The organism is Afifella pfennigii DSM 17143, from assembly GCF_000688515.1.
Lineage (GTDB): Bacteria > Pseudomonadota > Alphaproteobacteria > Rhizobiales > Afifellaceae > Afifella > Afifella pfennigii.
Genome location: NZ_JHZK01000023.1, coordinates 16,126 through 34,546, shown reverse-complemented (window position 1 = coordinate 34,546; position 18,421 = coordinate 16,126). Strand labels below are relative to the sequence as shown.

General features: G+C 67.3%; 17 protein-coding genes. 10 read left to right on the top strand and 7 right to left on the bottom strand.

The features are described 5' to 3' along the window. Positions 1 to 199 precede the first annotated feature (199 nt). Positions 200 to 1,543, top strand: coding sequence for an adenylate/guanylate cyclase domain-containing protein (locus Q331_RS21860; RefSeq protein WP_051631201.1), 1,344 nt, complete (start codon positions 200 to 202; stop codon positions 1,541 to 1,543). Here Q331_RS21860 and Q331_RS21855 read toward each other — a convergent pair. From Q331_RS21855 to Q331_RS23780, 4 genes are all read right to left on the bottom strand, one after another. Then, entirely contained in the window at positions 1,527 to 2,714 is a 1,188-nt protein-coding gene (locus Q331_RS21855; protein WP_051631200.1) for a L,D-transpeptidase family protein, read from the bottom strand. The two genes, Q331_RS21860 and Q331_RS21855, sit on opposite strands and share 17 nt — an antisense overlap. Before the next feature lie 174 nt (positions 2,715 to 2,888). Next, positions 2,889 to 3,845, bottom strand: a complete 957-nt coding sequence (locus tag Q331_RS0114670) for an acetyl-CoA carboxylase carboxyltransferase subunit alpha (protein ID WP_026381301.1) — start codon at positions 3,843 to 3,845, stop codon at positions 2,889 to 2,891. Positions 3,846 to 3,953: 108 nt separating this feature from the next. Continuing rightward, positions 3,954 to 4,913, bottom strand: coding sequence for a site-specific tyrosine recombinase XerD (locus tag Q331_RS0114665; protein ID WP_281173912.1), 960 nt, complete (start codon positions 4,911 to 4,913; stop codon positions 3,954 to 3,956). Next, a complete protein-coding gene (locus Q331_RS23780; protein ID WP_051631199.1) occupies positions 4,910 to 5,053 on the bottom strand; it encodes a hypothetical protein in 144 nt (47 codons plus the stop codon). Before Q331_RS23780 ends, Q331_RS0114665 begins: the two co-directional genes overlap by 4 nt. A 110-nt stretch (positions 5,054 to 5,163) precedes the next feature. Here Q331_RS23780 and Q331_RS0114655 point away from each other — a divergent pair, with 110 nt between their 5' ends. The 3 genes from Q331_RS0114655 to Q331_RS0114645 are packed head-to-tail and all read left to right on the top strand — an operon-like array spanning position 5,164 to position 8,207. Then, positions 5,164 to 5,775 carry a shikimate kinase gene (locus Q331_RS0114655; protein WP_034492413.1) on the top strand — a complete coding sequence of 204 codons (612 nt, stop codon included), beginning with the start codon at positions 5,164 to 5,166 and terminating at the stop codon, positions 5,773 to 5,775. Then, positions 5,772 to 6,911 carry a 3-dehydroquinate synthase gene (aroB, locus tag Q331_RS0114650; RefSeq protein ID WP_026381298.1) on the top strand — a complete coding sequence of 380 codons (1,140 nt, stop codon included), beginning with the start codon at positions 5,772 to 5,774 and terminating at the stop codon, positions 6,909 to 6,911. Before Q331_RS0114655 ends, aroB begins: the two co-directional genes overlap by 4 nt. Positions 6,912 to 6,914: 3 nt before the next feature. Then, complete coding sequence (locus Q331_RS0114645; protein ID WP_026381297.1) at positions 6,915 to 8,207, top strand: HlyC/CorC family transporter; 1,293 nt, start codon at positions 6,915 to 6,917, stop codon at positions 8,205 to 8,207. 33 nt (positions 8,208 to 8,240) lie between these two features. Here Q331_RS0114645 and Q331_RS0114640 read toward each other — a convergent pair whose 3' ends face one another. After that, positions 8,241 to 8,513 (bottom strand): BolA family protein, encoded by a 273-nt coding sequence (locus Q331_RS0114640; protein WP_407637782.1) that lies wholly within the window; start codon positions 8,511 to 8,513, stop codon positions 8,241 to 8,243. A gap of 101 nt (positions 8,514 to 8,614) precedes the next feature. Between Q331_RS0114640 and Q331_RS0114635 the strand changes: the two genes are divergently transcribed. The 3 genes from Q331_RS0114635 to cobT are packed head-to-tail and all read left to right on the top strand — an operon-like array spanning position 8,615 to position 12,166. After that, the gene (locus Q331_RS0114635) at positions 8,615 to 9,232 is read left to right on the top strand and encodes a J domain-containing protein (protein ID WP_034492410.1); all 618 of its coding nucleotides are present in this window, start codon (positions 8,615 to 8,617) and stop codon (positions 9,230 to 9,232) included. Positions 9,233 to 9,291: 59 nt separating this feature from the next. Next, positions 9,292 to 10,278 (top strand): cobaltochelatase subunit CobS, encoded by a 987-nt coding sequence (cobS, locus tag Q331_RS0114630; protein WP_026381294.1) that lies wholly within the window; start codon positions 9,292 to 9,294, stop codon positions 10,276 to 10,278. A gap of 7 nt (positions 10,279 to 10,285) precedes the next feature. Then, on the top strand, positions 10,286 to 12,166 hold the full coding sequence (gene cobT / locus Q331_RS0114625; RefSeq protein ID WP_026381293.1) for a cobaltochelatase subunit CobT: 1,881 nt from the start codon (positions 10,286 to 10,288) through the stop codon (positions 12,164 to 12,166). 12 nt (positions 12,167 to 12,178) lie between these two features. Here cobT and Q331_RS0114620 read toward each other — a convergent pair whose 3' ends face one another. Both Q331_RS0114620 and rpmB read right to left on the bottom strand, forming a co-directional pair. Further along, positions 12,179 to 12,829 (bottom strand): queuosine precursor transporter, encoded by a 651-nt coding sequence (locus tag Q331_RS0114620; RefSeq protein ID WP_026381292.1) that lies wholly within the window; start codon positions 12,827 to 12,829, stop codon positions 12,179 to 12,181. A 10-nt stretch (positions 12,830 to 12,839) separates the two neighbouring features. Then, complete coding sequence (gene rpmB / locus Q331_RS0114615; RefSeq protein ID WP_026381291.1) at positions 12,840 to 13,142, bottom strand: 50S ribosomal protein L28; 303 nt, start codon at positions 13,140 to 13,142, stop codon at positions 12,840 to 12,842. Positions 13,143 to 13,478: 336 nt separating this feature from the next. Between rpmB and Q331_RS23145 the strand changes: the two genes are divergently transcribed. From Q331_RS23145 to Q331_RS0114600, 3 genes are all read left to right on the top strand, one after another. Beyond that, positions 13,479 to 14,270 (top strand): DUF3108 domain-containing protein, encoded by a 792-nt coding sequence (locus Q331_RS23145; protein ID WP_169738518.1) that lies wholly within the window; start codon positions 13,479 to 13,481, stop codon positions 14,268 to 14,270. Positions 14,271 to 14,729: 459 nt separating this feature from the next. Next, a complete protein-coding gene (locus Q331_RS0114605; RefSeq protein ID WP_026381290.1) occupies positions 14,730 to 17,960 on the top strand; it encodes a helicase-related protein in 3,231 nt (1,076 codons plus the stop codon). A gap of 19 nt (positions 17,961 to 17,979) precedes the next feature. Further along, entirely contained in the window at positions 17,980 to 18,381 is a 402-nt protein-coding gene (locus Q331_RS0114600; RefSeq protein ID WP_026381289.1) for an RNA-binding S4 domain-containing protein, read from the top strand. Positions 18,382 to 18,421 lie beyond the last annotated feature (40 nt).

The following is an 18,421-nucleotide window of genomic DNA, read 5'->3' as shown; positions in this document are numbered from 1 at the left end:
CGGCGGCTCGGCGTCATCCTCACCGCGCCTTCCGGGAAGCTCGCACGGCCTGCGGGCCGGCGCTCTGCGCCGCCATTCGTCGCCCTTCCAGGCAAGGCGCCGGCGTCGCCGGCCGGCCCTCGTTTGCGCCTGGCTCGCGCAAGGATGGCGAATGCGTCTAAACTTGCTCCCGACCAGCCAGCAAGGAAGCTCACGGGTCATGTCCTCCGCCACCCTCGTCGACAGCGTCACCTCCTGGCTCGTGGAGCAGGCTTTCGGTGAGCCGGACGCCACCGCGCTGTTTGAAGGCATGTGCGAGCGCATCTTCGCCACCGGCATTCCGATCGGCCGCGCCATGGTCAATTGGACCACGCTGCATCCGCTCTTCCATGTCGAGGCGGTGATCTGGAAGAAGGGCGATGAGATCGCCTTCGAGCAATTCGCTTACCTCGCCGAGGGCGAGGCGGCCAATCCGATGTGGCTGCGCAGCCCGCTGAAGGCGATGGTCGACAGCGGCGCCAAGGTGTTTCGCCGCGCCCTTGGAGGCCCCAACAAGCTGATCGATTTCCCGGTGCTGGAGGAGTTCCTGGAGGCCGGCTACACCGACTATCTCGCCTTCGCCATCGATCTGGCCATCCCCGGCACCGGCACCGGCCATTTCCGCCAGGGCATCATCGTCTCCTTCTGCTGCACGCGCGCCGGCGGCTTTTCCGACACCGAGATTTCCGCCCTGCAACGCATCGCCGAGAGATTCGCTCTGTCCGGCAAGGTGATGATCCTGTCGCGCATCGCCCGCACCATCGCCACCACCTATCTCGGCCAGCGCGCCGGCCCGCGCGTGCTCGGCGGCCAGATCCATCGCGGCGACGGCGAGACCATCCCGTCGATCATCCTCTACAGCGACCTCAGGAATTCCACCGCCTTCGCCGACCGCATGCCGCGCAGCGACTACATCACCCTTCTCAACGCCTATTTCGACTGCATCGCCGGCGCCATCGAGGAGGAGGGAGGCGATATCCTGAACTTCATCGGCGACGCGGTCATCGCCATCTTTCCGCTCGATACCTGGGCTTCGGAGCGCGAGGCGGCCGAAGCGGCGAGCCGCGCGGTGGAGAAGGGCTTTGTGCGCCTGGCGGAGCTCAATGCCGAGCGGCGGGCGGCGGGCGCCGATCGCCTCGATTATGGCGTCGGGCTAAGCCGCGGCAACGTCATGTTCGGCAATATCGGCACCGCCTCGCGGCTGTCCTTCTCCGTCATCGGGCCGATCGTCAATCAGGTCGCCCGCATCCAGGCCATGACCAAGGCCCTGGGCGTGCCGGCGCTGGCGGTGCAGAAGGTCGCGGGCCACGCCCCGGACCATTGGACCCCGCTCGGCGAGCATACCTTGCGCGGTTTCTCAGAGCCGGTGGCGCTCTATTCCTGGAATGGACCGGCGCCGCATCGCGAGGCCGCGGCTGAGGCGGGGGCCGGCAAGCGTGCTGGAAGCGCGCCCGCCAGACGCAAAGAGGCGGCGGAGCCGGATTTTCTCGCCGACCGGCCCGAGCCCTCTACCAGACCTTCTTGATGAGGCGGGTGAGCAGGCCCTGCTCGCTGCTTTCCTCCGGCACATAGGCGGTCGCCATCGTCGGACGCGGCATGGGAGCCTCGCCGCTCGCCTCCGGCGCCGCCTCGGTGGCGGCGACCATCGTTTCGACGACGGCCGGCGCGGCCTCTTGCGTCGCCGGGCTTTGTCCGCCCGCGCTGGCGGCGGCCGGCGGCAGCGAAACCGGCCCGCGCGGCTCTGTGAGCGCCAGAAGCTGCTCGGGCACCTCGTTCTGTTGCCTTGGATCGCGCATCAGATCGGCGACGGCCACGCGCGCATAGTCGCGGTCGTCCATCCTGGCGGCGATGGCTTGCTCCTTCGCCGCGTCAGCGGCCCGCTTTTTCGTCACCGCGACGCGCACCGCCTCATCGACCTTCGGCGCGCAGGAGGCTGACGACGAATAGCTCATCCCCGGCTGCGTCTCCGTGCCGAAGACGTACTGCTTGGCGCAGACGGCGAATTTCGGCTCCGCGCGGGTCAGCTCGAAGAGGTCGTAGCCTTCCTTCAGCCGCTTCCAGAAGGCGTAATTCTCGTTGCGGCGATACTTGGCGAGGTTCTGCGGCGTCATGCGGAACGGGAAGGCATGCACCTGGAAGGAGCGCTGACCGCCCTGGAAGGACAGACGCGCCAGCGTGTAGATTTCCTGGATGGTCTCGTCGGTCATCGAATAGCAGCCGCGCGAGGAGCAGGCGCCATGCACCATCAGGTGCGAGCCGGTGCGCCCGTTCGCCCGGTCGAAAGCGTTCGGATAGCCGAGATTGAAGGACAGGTGATAGGAGGAGTTCGGGTTAAGCTGCGCCGGCGTCACCGTATAGAAGCCTTCCGGCGCCTGACGGTCGCCCTCCGCCTCCTTCGGCCCGAGCCGGCCCGACCATTTGCAGATGTCGTAGGTCTTCAGGAGCGCGTAGCGGCCGGAATCCTTTTCCTTCTTCCAGACCTCGAGCTCCGATTCCTCTTTGAAGATGCGAACCAGGATCGGGCTCGTCTCGCTCATCCCCTTCTTGGCGATGAGCGCCTTGGTGGAACCGGAGAGCGGCCGAAGATGCTTGGCGATTCCCTCCATGTCATTGCAGCCGGCCAGCGTCAGAAGAGCCAGACCGGCGACCATGAGGGTCGCGGCGCGCGCGAAGCGTGAGATCGTCATCGTCATCATGTGACCCGCCGAGCCTTTGCCCCTGTCTCATGCGAGTTATGCAAGAGGTAACCTTGCAGAAGCGTTTAGGACAAGCAAATGCGGCGATTTGCTGTCAAAGGCCGGCCTTTTTTGGCCGGTGTTGCGATCCCGCCGCACAATCGGCCCTTTTTCGCCACGCCGAGCACCTCGCTCTCAGCCGAGGCTGCGGCCGATGGCGAGAAACTTCTCCCGCCGCTCGCGCCGGATATCGGAGGCGCTCATGCCGGAGAACTCCGCAAGGGCGCTTGCGACGATATCGCCGACGGCGCCGATGGTGACCTCCGGATCGCGATGCGCCCCGCCGAGCGGCTCCGGCACGATGGCGTCGATGACCTTGAGGTTGAGAAGGTCTTCGGCCGTCACTTTCATGGCCGTCGCCGCTTCCTCGGCCCTTGCCGAATCGCGCCACAGGATGGAAGCGGCGCCCTCCGGCGAGATCACCGAATAAATGGCGTGCTCCAGCATGAAGACGCGGCTTGCCGTGGCGAGCGCGATGGCGCCGCCGGAGCCGCCCTCGCCGATGATGACGGCCACGTTGGGCACGCCGAGGCCGAGGCAGGCCTCGGTGGAGCGGGCGATCGCCTCCGCCTGGCCGCGTTCTTCCGCGCCCACGCCCGGATAGGCGCCGGCCGTGTCGACGAAGGAGATGACGGGCAGGCCGTACCGGTCGGCGAGTTCCATCACCCGGACCGCCTTGCGGTAGCCTTCCGGCCGCGCCATGCCGAAATTGTGCTTCAGCCGCGCCTGCGTGTCGGAGCCCTTCTCCTGGCCGAGCACCGCGACGGGCTCGCCGCGGAAACGCCCGAGCCCCGTCAGCACCGCCCGGTCCTCGGAGAATTTCCGGTCGCCGGCAAGCGGCGTGAAATCGTCGATCAGCGCATCGATATAGTGGCTGGCATGCGGGCGGTCGGTGTGTCGGGCGACCTGCGTCTTCTGCCAGGGCGTCAGCTTCGAATAGAGGCTTTTCAGCGCCTCGCGCGCCTTCGTCTCCAGATTGGCGATCTCTTCCTCGGTCGAGACGCTATCGTCGCTCTCCTGCAGCCGTCTTAGTTCCTGAATCTGGCCTTCCAGATCGGCGACAGGTTTTTCAAATTCGAGAAAATGGCGCATGGGCCGGCGGAGGTCTCCTTGAAGTCGGCGCAAACTGGCGATGAGGCCTCGCCAAGTCAAGCGGCCGCGATGTCTGCCTGTTTCGGCCGTTGACTGGCTGCCGGAGCCTTAGGTCCTGGCGAGCGGATGATGCGCTCCCACGAGCTCCTTCATCCGCTCTTCCAGGATATGGGTATAGATCTGGGTGGTTGAGATGTCGGCATGGCCGAGCAGCATCTGCACGGCCCTCAGATCGGCGCCGCCGGCCAGAAGATGGCTGGCGAAGGCATGGCGCAGGACATGCGGCGAAAGGCGCGAGGGAGCGATGCCCGCCGCGATGCCGATCTGCTTCAGATCGCGGGCGAAAGCCTGGCGGGTGAGATGGCCGGAGGCCGAATCGGCCGGGAAGAGGTAGCGGCTTTGCGTGCCCCCTCTCGTCCTCGATACGGCGCGCCAGGCTTGCATGGCCTCGCGCGCCGCCTCGTTGAGAGGCACCAGGCGCTCGCGCCCGCCCTTGCCGGTGACGATGAGGAACGGCCTTTCGCCCTGCGCCGCGCTCGCCGGCAGGCTGACGAGTTCCGACACGCGCAGCCCCGTCGCGTAGAGAAGCTCAAGCAGCGCCAGGCTGCGCAGCGCCGTCAGACGGCGGCCGGGCGGCGCGTCGGCCTCTGCCAGCGCGCGCGCCGCTGCAAGCAGCGCCTCCACCTCCGCCACCGACAGGCTCTTCGGCAGGCCGCGACGCGGCTTCGGCGGCTCCAGCGCCAGGGTCGGATCGTCGGACCTCAGCCCCTCGGCGAGAAGAAAGCGGAAAAGCTGACGCAGGGCGGAAACGCGCCGGCTCTGCGTCGCCGGGCTCATGCCGCGGCCGGCGAGCGCGCCGACATAGCGGCGGATATCCTCCGCCGTGGCGGCGCGCAGGCCGGGCGAGCTTTGCGCGAAATCGGCAAGGTCCCGGCGATAGGCGGCGAGCGTGTTGGCCGCCGCCCCGCGTTCGGCCGCCAGCATTTCCAGAAAGCTCTCCAGGTCGAGGCGATCGCGCGCTTCAAGGCCTTTCGCGGCCCTATCGGCCGGAAGGCCCGGATCGCTCACGGATTGACCCGCTCGGCGGGAATGCGCACGCTCATCTCGCGCGGATTGGGTTCCACGAAGATGGTCAATGCCAGCATCGAGCCGTAGACGATGCCGACCAGCAGCGCCATGACGAAGAGAAATCGGAAAAGACTCGGCATCTGCACCGCCCGGTTTGCGCCTTCCCTTATCTCCGCCTGGCAAGGCATTTCAAGGGATGCACGAGAACGGTGAAGGCAGTATAGCAGGCCAGCCGGCGCAGGAACGAGGTATGCTGCAAACCGAAGGCAAGAAAGAAACGAACGCCGAGGAAGGGCTGGAGGCGGCCGGGCGGCGCGTCGCGGCTTTGCTTGGCGGGCGCAACATCGTCCTCGTCGGCATGATGGGCGCGGGCAAGACGAGCGTGGGAAGGCGCCTTGCCGCGACCTTGAATTTGCCTTTCCTGGACGCCGATCACGAGATCGAGACGGCGGCAAATCTCTCCGTTCCGGAGATTTTCGAGCAATATGGGGAAGCGTATTTTCGCGATGGTGAGAAGAAAGTGATCCGGCGGCTCTTGCAGTCCGGCCCGGCGGTGCTGGCGACGGGCGGCGGCGCCTTTGAGGACGAGGAGACGCGCGCGGCCATCACCGAGCGGGGTATCTCGGTATGGCTCAAGGCCGATCTCGACGTGCTCTACGAGCGGGTCCGGCGCAAGGCGAACCGACCGCTCCTCAATCGGCCGGACCCGAAGGCATTTTTGCGCGAGTTGCTCGCCCGCCGCGAGCCGACCTACGGGCTCGCCGATGTCACCGTGCGCTCGCGCGAGGCGCCGCACCAGGCCCTCGTCGCCGATATCGTCGCCGCTGTTGAAGAAAGGCTGACGGCGGGAGAGGGCCGATGAGCGGCGTTCGCGTCGAGCTCGGCCCGCGCAGCTACGACGTCGTCGTCGGTCCGGGCCTCATCGACAGCCTCGGCCGGCATGCCGCGAGCCGTCTGGCGAGCCGCCGCGCCGCCATCGTCACCGACGAGAACGTCGCCGCGCTGTATCTGGAACCGGCGCGCCGATCCCTCCAGGACGAGGGGCTTGAGGTGGTCGACGTCGTGGTGGCGCCGGGCGAGGCCTCCAAGAGCTTTGCCGTCCTGGAGCGTGTCGTCGCAGAGCTCCTGCGCGCCCGGCTGGAGCGCGGCGACGTCGTCGTCGCGCTCGGCGGCGGCGTCGTCGGCGACCTTGCCGGATTTGCCGCGGCGATCGCCCGGCGTGGCATGCAGCTCGTGCAGGTGGCGACGAGCCTGCTTGCCCAGGTGGATTCCTCCGTCGGCGGCAAGACCGGCATCAACACGCCGCAAGGCAAGAACCTCGTCGGCGCCTTCTACCAGCCGCGGCTGGTGCTTGCCGACACGCAGACGCTCGACACCCTGCCGGCGCGCGAGTTCCGCGCCGGCTATGCCGAGGTGGTGAAATACGGCCTTATCGACGACGCTCATTTCTTCGCCTGGCTGGAAGAGCATTACCAGGCCGTCTTCGCCGGCGGCGAAGCGCGCGAGACGGCGATCTGCAGGAGCGTGGAAGCCAAGGCCCGCGTCGTCGCCGCCGACGAGCGCGAAGCCGGCCAACGCGCGCTTCTCAATCTCGGCCACACCTTCGGCCACGCGCTGGAGGCTGCCTGCCGCTACGATCCCGCCCGCCTGATCCACGGCGAGGGCGTGGCCGTCGGCATGGCGCTCGCCCACCGCTTCTCCGCCCTCCAGGGACTCGCCCCGGCGGGCGATGCGGAGAGGGTCGAGCACCACCTCAAGGCGGCCGGTTTGCCAACCCGGCTGGCCGACATCCCGGGCAGCTTTGCGGTGGACGATTTGATGCAGGCGATGGCGCAGGACAAGAAGGTGAAGGCCGGCCGCCTCACTTTCATCCTGACGCAGGGCATCGGCCGTTCCTATATTGCCGAGGATGTCGATGCGGGCGCGGTGCGCGCCTTCCTGGCCGAAGAGCTCGCGGACACCCCGCACAGACAGAAAGCCGTCCTATCTGGAGACTAGCCTATGTGGCTCTGGGCGATCGTTCTCGCCGTCTTGTTTCTCTTGCTTCTCTCCGCCTTCTTCTCGGGCTCCGAAACGGCGCTGACCGCCGCCTCGCGGGCGCGCATGCACCAGTTGGAGAAGTCGGGCGAGGCGCATGCCAGCATCGTCGGACGCCTCATCGACCGCAAGGAGCGGATGATCTCCTCGCTGCTTCTGGGCAACAACCTCGTCAACATTCTCGCCTCGGCGCTGGCGACGGCCGCCTTCATCGAGATTTTCGGCGATGCGGGCGTGGCCGTGGCCACCCTGGTCATGACGCTGCTCGTCCTCGTCTTCGCCGAGGTGCTGCCGAAAACCTGGGCAATCACCATGCCCGACCGCTTCTCGCTCGCCGTCGGTCCCTTCGTCACCCTGGCGGTGAAGATCTTCGCTCCGGTCGTGGCGACGGTGGAGCGGATCGTTTCCGCGCTGCTTCGCCTTTTCGGCGTCAACGCCAGCGGCAACATGCTCCTGTCGGGCCATGAGGAGCTGCGCGGCGCCGTCGATCTGTTGCACCGTGAAGGCAGCGTGCAGAAGGGCGACCGCGACATGCTCGGCGGCCTTCTGGACCTCAACGAGCTCGACGTCTCCGACGTCATGGTCCACCGCACCGCCATGCAGGCGCTCAATGCCGACGAGCCGCCGGCGCGCATCGTGGAGCAGGTGATGGCGAGCTCCTTCACCCGCCTGCCGCTTTGGCGCGGCGAGACGGAGAACATCGTCGGCGTCCTGCACGCCAAGGACGTTCTGCGCGCCCTCGCCGCCGCCAAGGGCGACGCCGCCAGCCTCGACATCATGGAGGTGGCGGCCAAGCCCTGGTTCGTGCCCGACACCACCTCCCTGCAGGCCCAGCTCAACGAATTCCTGCGCCGCAAGACGCATTTCGCCCTCGTCGTCGACGAGTACGGCGAGGTGATGGGCCTCATCACCCTGGAAGACATCCTGGAGGAGATCGTCGGCGAGATCGCCGACGAGCACGACATCGAGATTCAGGGCGTGCGCCAGCAGCCCGACGGCTCCATCATCGTGGAAGGCGCGGTGCCGATCCGCGACCTCAACCGCGCCTTCGACTGGTCGCTGCCCGACGAGGAAGCGACGACGATGGCCGGCCTCGTCATTCACGAGGCGCAGACGATCCCCGAAGCCGGCCAGGAATTCACCTTCCACGGTTTCCGCTTCAAGGTCTTGAGGAAATCGCGCAACCGCATCACCCAGATCAGGGTGACGCCGATGACGGCGGCAGAAGGCAAGGCGCTTCTAGGCTCCGCGGCCTGAGGAGGCCGCAATGGGCGATCGCCGCCCGCCACCTCAGGGATTGCGCGGGGCGCGGGTCGCCTCTCCAGGCGCGGCCGCCCGCAGGGCGAGCGCGTGGACGCGTTCCTTGAGTTCCTCCGCCAAGAGCTCGTTGACCATGCGGTGGCGCTGAACCCGGCTCTTGCCGGCGAAGGCCTCCGACACGATGTGGATGCGGAAATGGCTCTCCCCGTCAGGATGCGCCCCGGCATGGCCGGCATGCAGATGCGATTCGTCGGTCACGGTGAGTTCCTCCGGCACGAAGGCCTCTTTGAGTTTCGTTTCCATCCGCTCGCGCATCGTCATGGTCTCACCCGTTTTGCATTCTAGCTGGCATTGGATTGGTTCGGCTTGAGAGGCTGAACCGTGACAGGCATATATGTCTCATCATGAAGCTCGAATCGGACCTTTTCGACAAGATCAGGACGCGTAAGGGCACAAGGCCCGCCGCCGCGCCGCAAACGCGCATCTGCGAGGCCGACGGCTGCCAGGAGCCGGCCCCCCACCGCGCCCCCAAGGGCCGGGAGGCGGAAGGGGAGTATTTCTGGTTCTGCCTGGAGCATGTGCGCGCCTACAACAAGGCCTATAACTACTTCGCCGGGCTCGACGACAGCGCCATCCAGTCCTTCCAGAAGGCGGACATCGTCGGTCATCGCCCGACCTGGCGCATGGGCTCCAACGCCCGCGACGGCGAGACCCAGCGCCCCACCGGCCGCAGCAAGTTCGGCTGGACGGGCAAGGCGGACGATCCGTTCGACCTCTTCGGCGAGGGCTTCCGCGCCCGCCCGCCCGAGGAGCCCCGCCGCACGGTGCGCAACATGGAAAGAAAATCGCTGGCAACGCTGGGCCTTGACGACACGGCGGGGCCTGACGAAGTAAAGGCGAGATATAAGACGCTGGTGAAACGTCATCATCCCGACGCCAATGGCGGCGACCGCTCGCTGGAGGATAAGCTCCGGGAGGTCATCCAGGCCTACTCCTATCTAAAGAGCGTCGGTTTCTGCTAAGTCCGGCCGCAACCACCGCAGGAAGGGCGGCGCAAGGCGCCGCCGAAAGGGAATTCGTGATGCAGGAAGCCGTCGAGCAGGCGCCCCAATTGCCGGATATGACCGTCTCGGTGAGGCAGGTTTTCGGCATCGATTCCGACCTTGAAGTGCCTGCTTTCTCGCAATCGGACCCGCATGTGCCCGATCTTGACGAGGATTATCTCTTCGACCGGGAGACGACGCTCGCCATCCTCGCCGGCTTCGCCAAGAACCGGCGCGTCATGGTCACCGGCTATCACGGCACCGGCAAGTCGACCCATATCGAGCAGGTGGCGGCCCGCCTCAACTGGCCCTGCGTGCGCGTCAATCTGGACAGCCACATCTCGCGCATCGATCTCGTCGGCAAGGACGCCATCGTCATCAAGGACGGCATGCAGGTGACGGAATTCCGCGACGGCATCCTGCCCTGGGCCATCCAGACCAACACCGCCCTCGTCTTCGACGAATACGATGCCGGCCGCCCGGATGTGATGTTCGTCATCCAGCGCGTTCTGGAGGTCTCCGGGCGCCTGACGCTTCTCGACCAGAACAGGGTCATCCGCCCGCATCCGGCCTTCCGCCTTTTCGCCACGGCCAACACCGTCGGCCTCGGCGACACGTCGGGCCTCTATCACGGCACCCAGCAGATCAACCAGGGCCAGATGGACCGCTGGTCGATCGTCACCACGCTGAATTATCTGCCGCACGACAACGAGGTCGACATCGTCCTCGCCAAGGTGCCGCAGCTGCGCACCAAGGAGGGCCGCGAGCAGGTCAGCCGCATGGTCCGCATCGCCGACATGACCCGCAACGCCTTCATGAACGGCGATCTGTCCACCGTGATGAGCCCGCGCACGGTCATCACCTGGGCGGAGAATGCTGAGATTTTCGAGGATCTCGCCTTTTCCTTCCGCGTCACCTTCCTCAACAAATGCGACGAGCTGGAACAGCCGCTGGTGGCGGAGTTCTATCAGCGCTGCTTCGGCCGCGAGCTGCCGGAATCGGCGGCCAACGTGGTTCTGAGCTGAGGCCCCAATGAGCGGCGGACGGCACAAGGAATCGCCGACCGAGCCCTTCAAGCGCGCCCTGACCGCCTGTTTGAAGGCGGTCGCCAATCAGCGCGAATTGGAGGTCGTCTTCGCCTCCGACCGGCCGCAGCTTGTCGGCCAGCGCGTGCGCCTGCCGGAACCTGCGCGGCGCATGAGCCCCGAGGACGTCGCCGTCACCCGCGGCCTCGCCGACGCCATGGCGCTGCGCCTTGCCTGCCACGACGCCAAGGCGCATCGCCGCGCCGCCCCGCAGGGCCAGCAGGCGCGCGCCATCTTCGACGCGGTGGAGCAGGCGCGCTGCGAGGCGATCGGCGCCCAGCGCATGTCCGGCGTCAAGACGAACCTCGCCGCCATGCTGGAGGACAAGTTCCATCGCGGCCATTACGAGGATATCCGCGAGCGCGCCGATGCACCGCTGGAGGACGCGCTGGCGCTGTTGATGCGCGAGCGCCTGACCGGCCAGGCGCCGCCCAAAAGCGCGGAAAAGGTCGTGGAGCTATGGCGCGACTACGTGGAGGAGCGTTCCGCCGCCGAGCTCGACAGCCTGTCGGACAAGATCGACGACCAGGCCGCCTTCGCCAAGGCGGTGCATGATCTCCTAGCCTCGCTCGATATGGGCAGCGAGGCCGGCCAGGACGCCGAAAGCGACGAGGAGGATTCACAGGACGATAGCGGCGAGGCGGCCGATACCAGCGACGCCGCTCGCGGCGAGGCGGAGGACGAGGAGGAGGCCGCCTCCCAGCCGCAGGAGAGCGAGCTCTCCGGCGAGGAGGAGGAGACCGGAGAGAGCGAAGAGGCCGACCAAAGCGCCGAGGAGATGATCGACAGCGAGGATGCGGCCGAGACCGATCCTCAAGCAGATGCCCGCCGTCCCGCCTTCGACGGGCGCAACGCTCCCGTCAGCGACTACCGCGTCTTCACCACCGGCCACGACGAGGAAATCGCCGCCCACGAGCTTTGCCCGCCGGAGGAACTCGACCGGCTTCGCTCCTATCTGGACAAGCAACTCGTCAATCTCGCCGGCGCCGTCGCCCGGCTCGCCAACCGCCTGCAGCGCCGGCTTCTCGCCCAGCAGAACCGCGCCTGGGATTTCGATCTGGAAGAGGGGCTCCTCGACCCGGCGCGCCTGTCGCGCGTCGTCACCGACCCCTTCGCGCCGCTTTCCTTCAAGCAGGAGCGCGACACCGAATTCCGCGACACGGTCGTGACCCTGCTTCTCGACAATTCCGGCTCCATGCGCGGCCGTCCGATCACCGTGGCGGCCGTCTGCGCCGACGTTCTCGCCCGCACCCTGGAGCGCTGCGGCGTGCGCGTGGAGATTCTCGGCTTCACCACCAGGGCCTGGAAGGGCGGGCAGTCCCGCGAGGATTGGCTGCGCGCCGGCAAGCCGGCGCATCCCGGGCGCCTCAACGATTTGCGCCATATCATCTATAAGAGCGCCGACGCGCCCTGGCGGCGTGCCCGGCGCAATCTCGGCCTGATGATGCGCGAGGGGCTTTTGAAGGAGAATATCGACGGCGAGGCGCTCGATTGGGCGCATCGCCGCCTTCTCGCCCGGCCGGAGCAGCGCCGCATCCTGATGGTCATCTCCGACGGCGCGCCGGTCGACGATTCCACCCTCTCGGTCAATTCCGGCAATTATCTGGAAAAGCATCTGCGCCATGTCATCGCCGATATCGAGAACCGCTCGCCGGTGGAGCTTCTGGCGATCGGCATCGGCCATGACGTGACGCGCTATTACAAGCGCGCCGTCACCATCGTCGATGCGGAGGAGCTTGCCGGGGCGATGACGGAAAAGCTCGCCGAGCTCTTCGAAGCCGGCAGCGTGACGCGCTCGCGCGAGGGCCGCGGCCGCCACGCCGCTTAAGGCGCAGAGCGGCTATCTCGCCGCTGCGCGCGAAGGCTGCCAGGGCGTAACGAGGCGCACCAAAAAGCCGTAGGGTATCAGCGCCAGGGCCGCGACCAGGAGCTTGACCGAAAAATCGCCGAGCGCCCAGGAGACCCAGCGCGGCACCTCCAGCGCGAAGACGCCCAGAAGCGGGGCGGCCTCGATGGCGAAGGCGTCGTTCGGCCCGAGCACGCTGAAGGAAACCGCGAAGGCGAGCGAGAAGAACACCACCGTGTCGAGCGCCGAGCCGACGAGGCTGGAAAGGGCGGGCGCGCGCCACCAGCTCCCGGCGCGCAGGCGGTGGAAGATGCCGACATCGAGAAGCTGGGCGAGCAGGAAGGCCGAGCCGGAAGCGACCGCGATGCGCGGGCTCGCCAACAGCACCGACAGGATGACGGCGAGCGCGAAGCCGACCAGCACCACCTTGCGCGCCGCGGCGGGGCCGAACGCGCGGTTGGTCATGTCGTTGACCAGAAAGGCGAGCGGATAGGTAAAGGCGCCATAGGTCAGAAGGTCGGCGAGGTTGAGCGCGCCGACCTTAAGGTGCACCGGGAACTGGACGAGGATGTTCGACGCCACCACCACCGCCGCCATGGCGGCGATGCCGAGAAGAAAGCCCGTGCGGCGCGAAAGCTGCGGCATGCTCGGCCGTTCAGGCGGCCGCGCTCTCGCCTTCGCCCGCCTTCTTGGCGATCTCGCGCTTCAAAAGCCGCGCCTTCGGGGACAATTCGTCCTCGCGCGCCTTGGCGAGAAAGGCGTCGAGCCCGCCGCGATGCTCCACGCTTCTGAGCGCGGCCGCGGAGACGCGCAGGCGCACCGGCCGTCCCAGCGTATCGCTGAGCAGCGAGACATTGCACAGATTGGGCAGGAACCGCCGCCGTGTCTTGTTGTTGGCGTGGCTCACATTGTTGCCGGTCAGGACGGCCTTGCCGGTCAGCTCGCAGCGGCGCGCCATGGGAAACCTCTTGCGTCTCTGGTTGGTTGGGCCGGCCGGTCGCGCTTGTCTTGGCTCAAGCGGCGTCAGCGGCACGAAAGGCCCGCATTCCGAAAGCGCTCCTATAGGGATTGGCGCTTGCAGGGTCAAGCGGCAGCGGGCGCTAAGACGGCACGAAAAGCCGCCCTTCGCCACCGGGTTCAGGCGCCGTTCAGCCACAGGGCCGCACAAGGCGATCCACCGCCGAGGACGGCCGGCCGCAATTGGCCCGCGGGCGAGAGCCCAGTCACCAAATGGCCGGCTTTCTTGGCCAAGGATGCCGCGCCAACCGCCGGGACGACGATGACGAAGATATTCTTGCCTCTGCCAGCCCTCGCTCTCGTCGCCGCGCTGGCGTTGCCCTTCCTTTCGGCGAGCGCCGAAGCCGCAAGCCTGACAGCGCGCTACGGCGCCACCCTCATGGGGATCCGCTTCGGCGAGGTGCTCGCCAACCTGCACATCGAGGAGGGCGCCTACAGAGCCGACGGCCAGGCGAAGGCGACCGGCCTTTCGCGCATCTTCAGCGATGCCCGCATCGTCTTCAATGCCGACGGCGTCATGAACGGCGGCGAGCCGGAGGCACGCAATTACTGGCGCCGCTGGCGCGAGGACGACGACGACGAGAGCGTCCGCCTCAGCTTTGCCGGCGGACGCGTCACCGACCACCACCGCGAAGGATCCAAGCCGGAGAAGGAATATCCCGATCGCGTTCCCCTGCGTGCGCAGGATCGGCAGGGCGTTCTCGATCCCCTCACCGCCCTGGTCATGCCGCTCGGCGGCCGTTCCGGCCCGGCGCTGTGCGAGCATCACGCGCCGATCTTCGAGGACCAGCAGCGCTTCGACCTGTCCTTGCAATATCTGCGTCAGGAGCGCTTCTCCGGCGGTAACAAGAACTACTCCGGCCCTGCCGTCGTCTGCCAGGTGCGCTACGCGCCGATCGCCGGCCATCGTTCGCAGAAGAAAACCGTCCGCGAGATGGCGGCCAATACGGGGATGGAAGTCTGGCTGGCGCCGATCGAGCGGCTCGGCGTCGCCATTCCGGTGCGAGCCCAGGTTCCAACCGAATTCGGTCTGATCGAGGCGGAGCTTGAGCGCCTTTATCTCAATTGAGCGCGGCGAATGTGCCGATATGACACGGAGAGATTAACCCGCCTGCCGGATTATTCCGGGCAGGCTTCGTGCTGCGCGGCGCGGGCCCACCATATCTAGCGAGAGACACCCTGACGTGCCTATATACGCCATGAACGAAGACGGAACATCATGCCTCTGCCGATTCGTCGACGATTCGTTCGGCAAATCGGCCAAGTGTTGACGGCGACCGGGATCGAGGCGGCAAACGACATTATCGGTTTGCTAATGCCTTGCACGCTGGACGGCCCCGTGTCACTTGCCTAGAAAAGGAAAGCGCGAGCATGAAGTCTATGCCGTTGGAACGAATCCTGAATCGTACCAGGTCGCCGATTCGGTCTGCCTTTGTTCGAGAGTCGTTCGAGTCGCACAAGGCGAACTGAGTCAAGCAAGAGCAGTCTTCCTTCTGCCCTGTGATCCATACCCATCTGCCGCCCTTTCATGAACGCCAGTTTCGGAAATCCGCGTCGCTGGAACGCCCGCAACGTCACCGCGGTGCTAGGCCCCACCAATACCGGCAAGACGCATCTCGCCATTGAGCGCATGCTCGGCCACGAAAGCGGCGTCATCGGCCTGCCGCTCAGGCTCCTGGCGCGCGAGGTCTATGGGCGCGTCGCTGCCAGGGCCGGCGCCGACCAGGTGGCGCTGATCACCGGCGAGGAGAAGATCCTGCCGGTGAACCCGCGCTACTGGGTCTCCACCGTGGAAGCCATGCCGCAGGACACCGATGCGGCCTTCGTGGCGATCGACGAGGTGCAGCTCGCCGCCGATCTGGAGCGCGGCCATATCTTCACCGATCGGCTTTTGACGATGCGCGGCACCCAGGAGACGCTGCTTCTGGGCGCCTCCACCATGCGCGGCGTCATTGAGGGCCTGTTGCCGGGTGTGCATGTCGTCACCCGGCCGCGCATGTCGGTGCTGGCCTATGGGGGGCAGAAGAAGCTGACCCGGCTGCCGGAGCGCTCCGCCATCGTCGCCTTCTCCGCCGACGAGGTCTACGCCATCGGCGAGCTCATTCGCCGCCAGCGCGGCGGCGTCGCCGCCGTTCTCGGCGCGCTGTCGCCGCGCACCCGCAACCGTCAGGTGGAGCTCTATCAGTCGGGCGACGTCGATTTCCTGGTGGCAACGGATGCCATCGGCATGGGCCTCAACCTCGATGTCGATCACGTGGCCTTCGCCTCCGACCGCAAATTCGACGGCTATCAGCACCGCCCGCTGACCGCCGCCGAGCTCGGCCAGATCGCCGGACGCGCCGGCCGGCATATGCGCGACGGCACCTTCGGCGTCACCGCCTCCGTCGCGCCGTTCGACAACGCCCTGGTGGAGGCGCTGGAATCGCACCGCTTCGAGCCGGTACGCGTGCTGCAATGGCGCAATGACGGGCTGGATTTCTCCTCCCCCGCCGCCTTGCGCGCCTCGTTGGAGGAGGCGCCGCAACATCCGCTTCTGACCAAGGCGCCCCCGGCCGCCGATCAGGTCGCCTTCGAGCTGCTGCAGCGCGACGAGGAGATCGCCGAGCGTCTGACGAGCCCGCAGGCGGTGGAGCGCCTGTGGGACATCTGCCGCCTTCCCGATTACCGCCGCATCGCCCCGGCCCAGCATGCCGAGCTCATCGGCTCCATCTTCCGGCACGTGATGGAGGACGGCGCGGTGCCGGCCGACTGGATCGCGCCCCATGTGAACCGCGCCGATCGCATTGACGGCGAGATCGACACGCTTTCCGCGCGCATCGCCGAAATCCGCACCTGGACCTTCGTGGCCAACCAGTCGGACTGGCTTGCCGATCCGCAACATTGGCGTGGCGAGACGCGCCGAGTTGAGGATAGGCTTTCTGACGCACTTCACGAGAAGCTAACAAAACGCTTTGTCGATCGCCGAACCAGCGTTCTCATGCGCCGGCTGAAGGAGAATACCATGCTTGAGGCGGACATCACCCCGTCAGGCGACGTCCTGGTCGAGGGCGAGCATGTCGGCACGCTTATCGGCTTTCGCTTCACCCCCGACGCCAAGGCGGAAGGCTCCGATGCCAAGACGGTACGGGCGGCCGCCGCCAAGGCGCTGTCGACGGCCGTGGCGGAACGCGCCGAACGGCTCGCCCGCTCTGAGGATCAAGCCTTCCTGCTTGCCTCCGGCGGCACCATCCGCTGGCATGGCGAGCCGGTGGCCCGCCTCACCGGCCAGGGCGACGCGCTGAAGCCGCGCCTCATCCTCTTGGCCGACGAGCAGCTCACCGCCGCGGCGCGCGAGAGGGTGGAGGCGCGCCTTTCCGCGTGGTTGAACCACCAGGTCGCCACGCATCTGAAGCCGCTTCTCGACCTTGAGGCCGACGAAAGCCTCGCCGGGCTGACGCGCGGCCTCGCCTACCGGCTGCGCGAGAGCCTCGGCATCCTCGACCGGCGCGACGTTCTGGAGGAGGTGCGCTCGCTCGACCAGGACGAGCGCGCCGGTCTGCGCCGGCACGGGGTGCGCTTCGGCGCCTACCATATCTACCTGCCCAGTCTTCTGAAGCCCGCGCCCGCCGGTTTGCTGGCCGAGTTGGAGGCCGTCAATGCCGGCCGCGACGACCGCGAGGGCATCTCCGAAGTCGCCTCCGTCTCCGCCTCCGGGCGCACCTCGGTCGATATCGACACCGCGATCGACGCCGACATCTACCGCCGCTTCGGCTACCGCATCTTCGGCCGCCGCGCCGTGCGCATCGACATCCTGGAGCGGCTCGCCGACCTTATCCGCCCCGCCCTCACCTACAAGCCCGACCAGGCGAGCGAGCCCCCGCCGGGCGCGATTGCCGAAGGCGGCGGCTTCACCGTCACCGCGGCGATGACCTCGCTTCTCGGCGCCTCCGGCGAGGACATGGCGATCATCCTGAAGGGCCTCGGCTATCGCGTCGAGCGCCGGCCCTTGCCGCCCGCAGAAGCTGAAGCGGAGGCCGCCACGCCCGCGGCGGCAACCGAGACGAGCTCTGCGGAGGCGACGGAGGGACGAACACAGGACGAGACTTCGAAGGGAGAGACGGCGACGGAAGAGCCGGCGACGGACGCGGCGGTGACGGACGCGGCGGCGGGCGAGACCACATCGCCAAGCGAGACGACCGCCAGCCCCGCCGCGCAAGATATCGCGCCGGGCGAGGCCTTGGCGGCAGAACCGAAAACCGAAGAGACGCCTGCCGAAGCCAGCGAGACGGCCGAGACGGCCGAGAGCGGCGAGCAGGAGATCGCCGCCTCCGCAAGCGCCGACGCGGCCACCTCCCCGCTCGCGCAAACCGCCTCCGATGCGAGCCCCGATGAGAAGGCGGCCCTCGCGGTGGAGCCTCAGCAGGCCTCCGAGACGGACCCGACCGACGAGCCCGCCTTTTTGGAGATCTGGCGCTATCAGGGTGTCGCACGGCGTGAGCGCCGGCCCGCGCAGGGTAAGGCCGGCAAAGGCCCGCGCCGGGAACGGCCCGTCGCCGACGCCAAGCGCGCCCGGCCCCAGCCCGGCGAGGCGCGCCACGGCCAGGCGCGTCACGGCAAGGGCGGGCCTCGCGGCAAGAAGCGCGCCGGCAAGAATTCGGGTCAGGAAGGCTCGCGCAGCACCTACAATGCGCGCCCGGAACGCGACAGGAAGGCCGATCCCGACAGCCCCTTCGCGGCGCTGGCGGCGCTGAAGGAGAAGCTCGACTCCTCCGAAAGCTGAGGAGCGGGAGCTGGGTGACATGTCACCACCTGCCGACGCTCCCACCGGCACACAGCGTCTCGACCGCTGGCTGTGGCACGCCCGCTTCGCCCGCACGCGCTCCCAAGCGCAGAAGCTCGTTTGCGGCGGCCATGTGCGCCTCAACCGCGACAAGGTCACCCAGCCCTCCCGCCAGGTGCGGGTCGGCGACGTGCTGACGCTTGCCCTGCCGCGCCAGGTGAAGGTGGTGGAGCTTCTAGCCATGGCAGAAAAGCGGGGCAGCTATGCACTGGCGCAGACGCTCTATCGGGACGTAACGCCGAAGGAGAGCCGAGACGCCCCGCAAGCGGTCTCGCCGGCTGCCGGGCCGCAAGCCCGGCCTGATGCGCGCCAGCGGCGTAAGCTGATCGCGCTGAAGCGGCAGGCCTGGCAGGACGAGTGACGACGAAACCGCCTCAAACAGAGCGGCTTGGGGCGAAGAC

Coding starts and splice junctions, on each gene's coding strand:
- Q331_RS21860 (WP_051631201.1), top strand. CDS start 200: ATGTCCTCCGCCACCCTCGTCGACAGCGTCACCTCCTGGCTCGTGGAG.
- Q331_RS21855 (WP_051631200.1), bottom strand. CDS start 2,714: ATGATGACGATGACGATCTCACGCTTCGCGCGCGCCGCGACCCTCATG.
- Q331_RS0114670 (WP_026381301.1), bottom strand. CDS start 3,845: ATGCGCCATTTTCTCGAATTTGAAAAACCTGTCGCCGATCTGGAAGGC.
- Q331_RS23780 (WP_051631199.1), bottom strand. CDS start 5,053: ATGCCGAGTCTTTTCCGATTTCTCTTCGTCATGGCGCTGCTGGTCGGC.
- Q331_RS0114655 (WP_034492413.1), top strand. CDS start 5,164: ATGCTGCAAACCGAAGGCAAGAAAGAAACGAACGCCGAGGAAGGGCTG.
- aroB (WP_026381298.1), top strand. CDS start 5,772: ATGAGCGGCGTTCGCGTCGAGCTCGGCCCGCGCAGCTACGACGTCGTC.
- Q331_RS0114645 (WP_026381297.1), top strand. CDS start 6,915: ATGTGGCTCTGGGCGATCGTTCTCGCCGTCTTGTTTCTCTTGCTTCTC.
- Q331_RS0114640 (WP_407637782.1), bottom strand. CDS start 8,513: ATGGAAACGAAACTCAAAGAGGCCTTCGTGCCGGAGGAACTCACCGTG.
- Q331_RS0114635 (WP_034492410.1), top strand. CDS start 8,615: ATGAAGCTCGAATCGGACCTTTTCGACAAGATCAGGACGCGTAAGGGC.
- cobS (WP_026381294.1), top strand. CDS start 9,292: ATGCAGGAAGCCGTCGAGCAGGCGCCCCAATTGCCGGATATGACCGTC.
- cobT (WP_026381293.1), top strand. CDS start 10,286: ATGAGCGGCGGACGGCACAAGGAATCGCCGACCGAGCCCTTCAAGCGC.
- Q331_RS0114620 (WP_026381292.1), bottom strand. CDS start 12,829: ATGCCGCAGCTTTCGCGCCGCACGGGCTTTCTTCTCGGCATCGCCGCC.
- rpmB (WP_026381291.1), bottom strand. CDS start 13,142: ATGGCGCGCCGCTGCGAGCTGACCGGCAAGGCCGTCCTGACCGGCAAC.
- Q331_RS0114605 (WP_026381290.1), top strand. CDS start 14,730: ATGAACGCCAGTTTCGGAAATCCGCGTCGCTGGAACGCCCGCAACGTC.
- Q331_RS0114600 (WP_026381289.1), top strand. CDS start 17,980: ATGTCACCACCTGCCGACGCTCCCACCGGCACACAGCGTCTCGACCGC.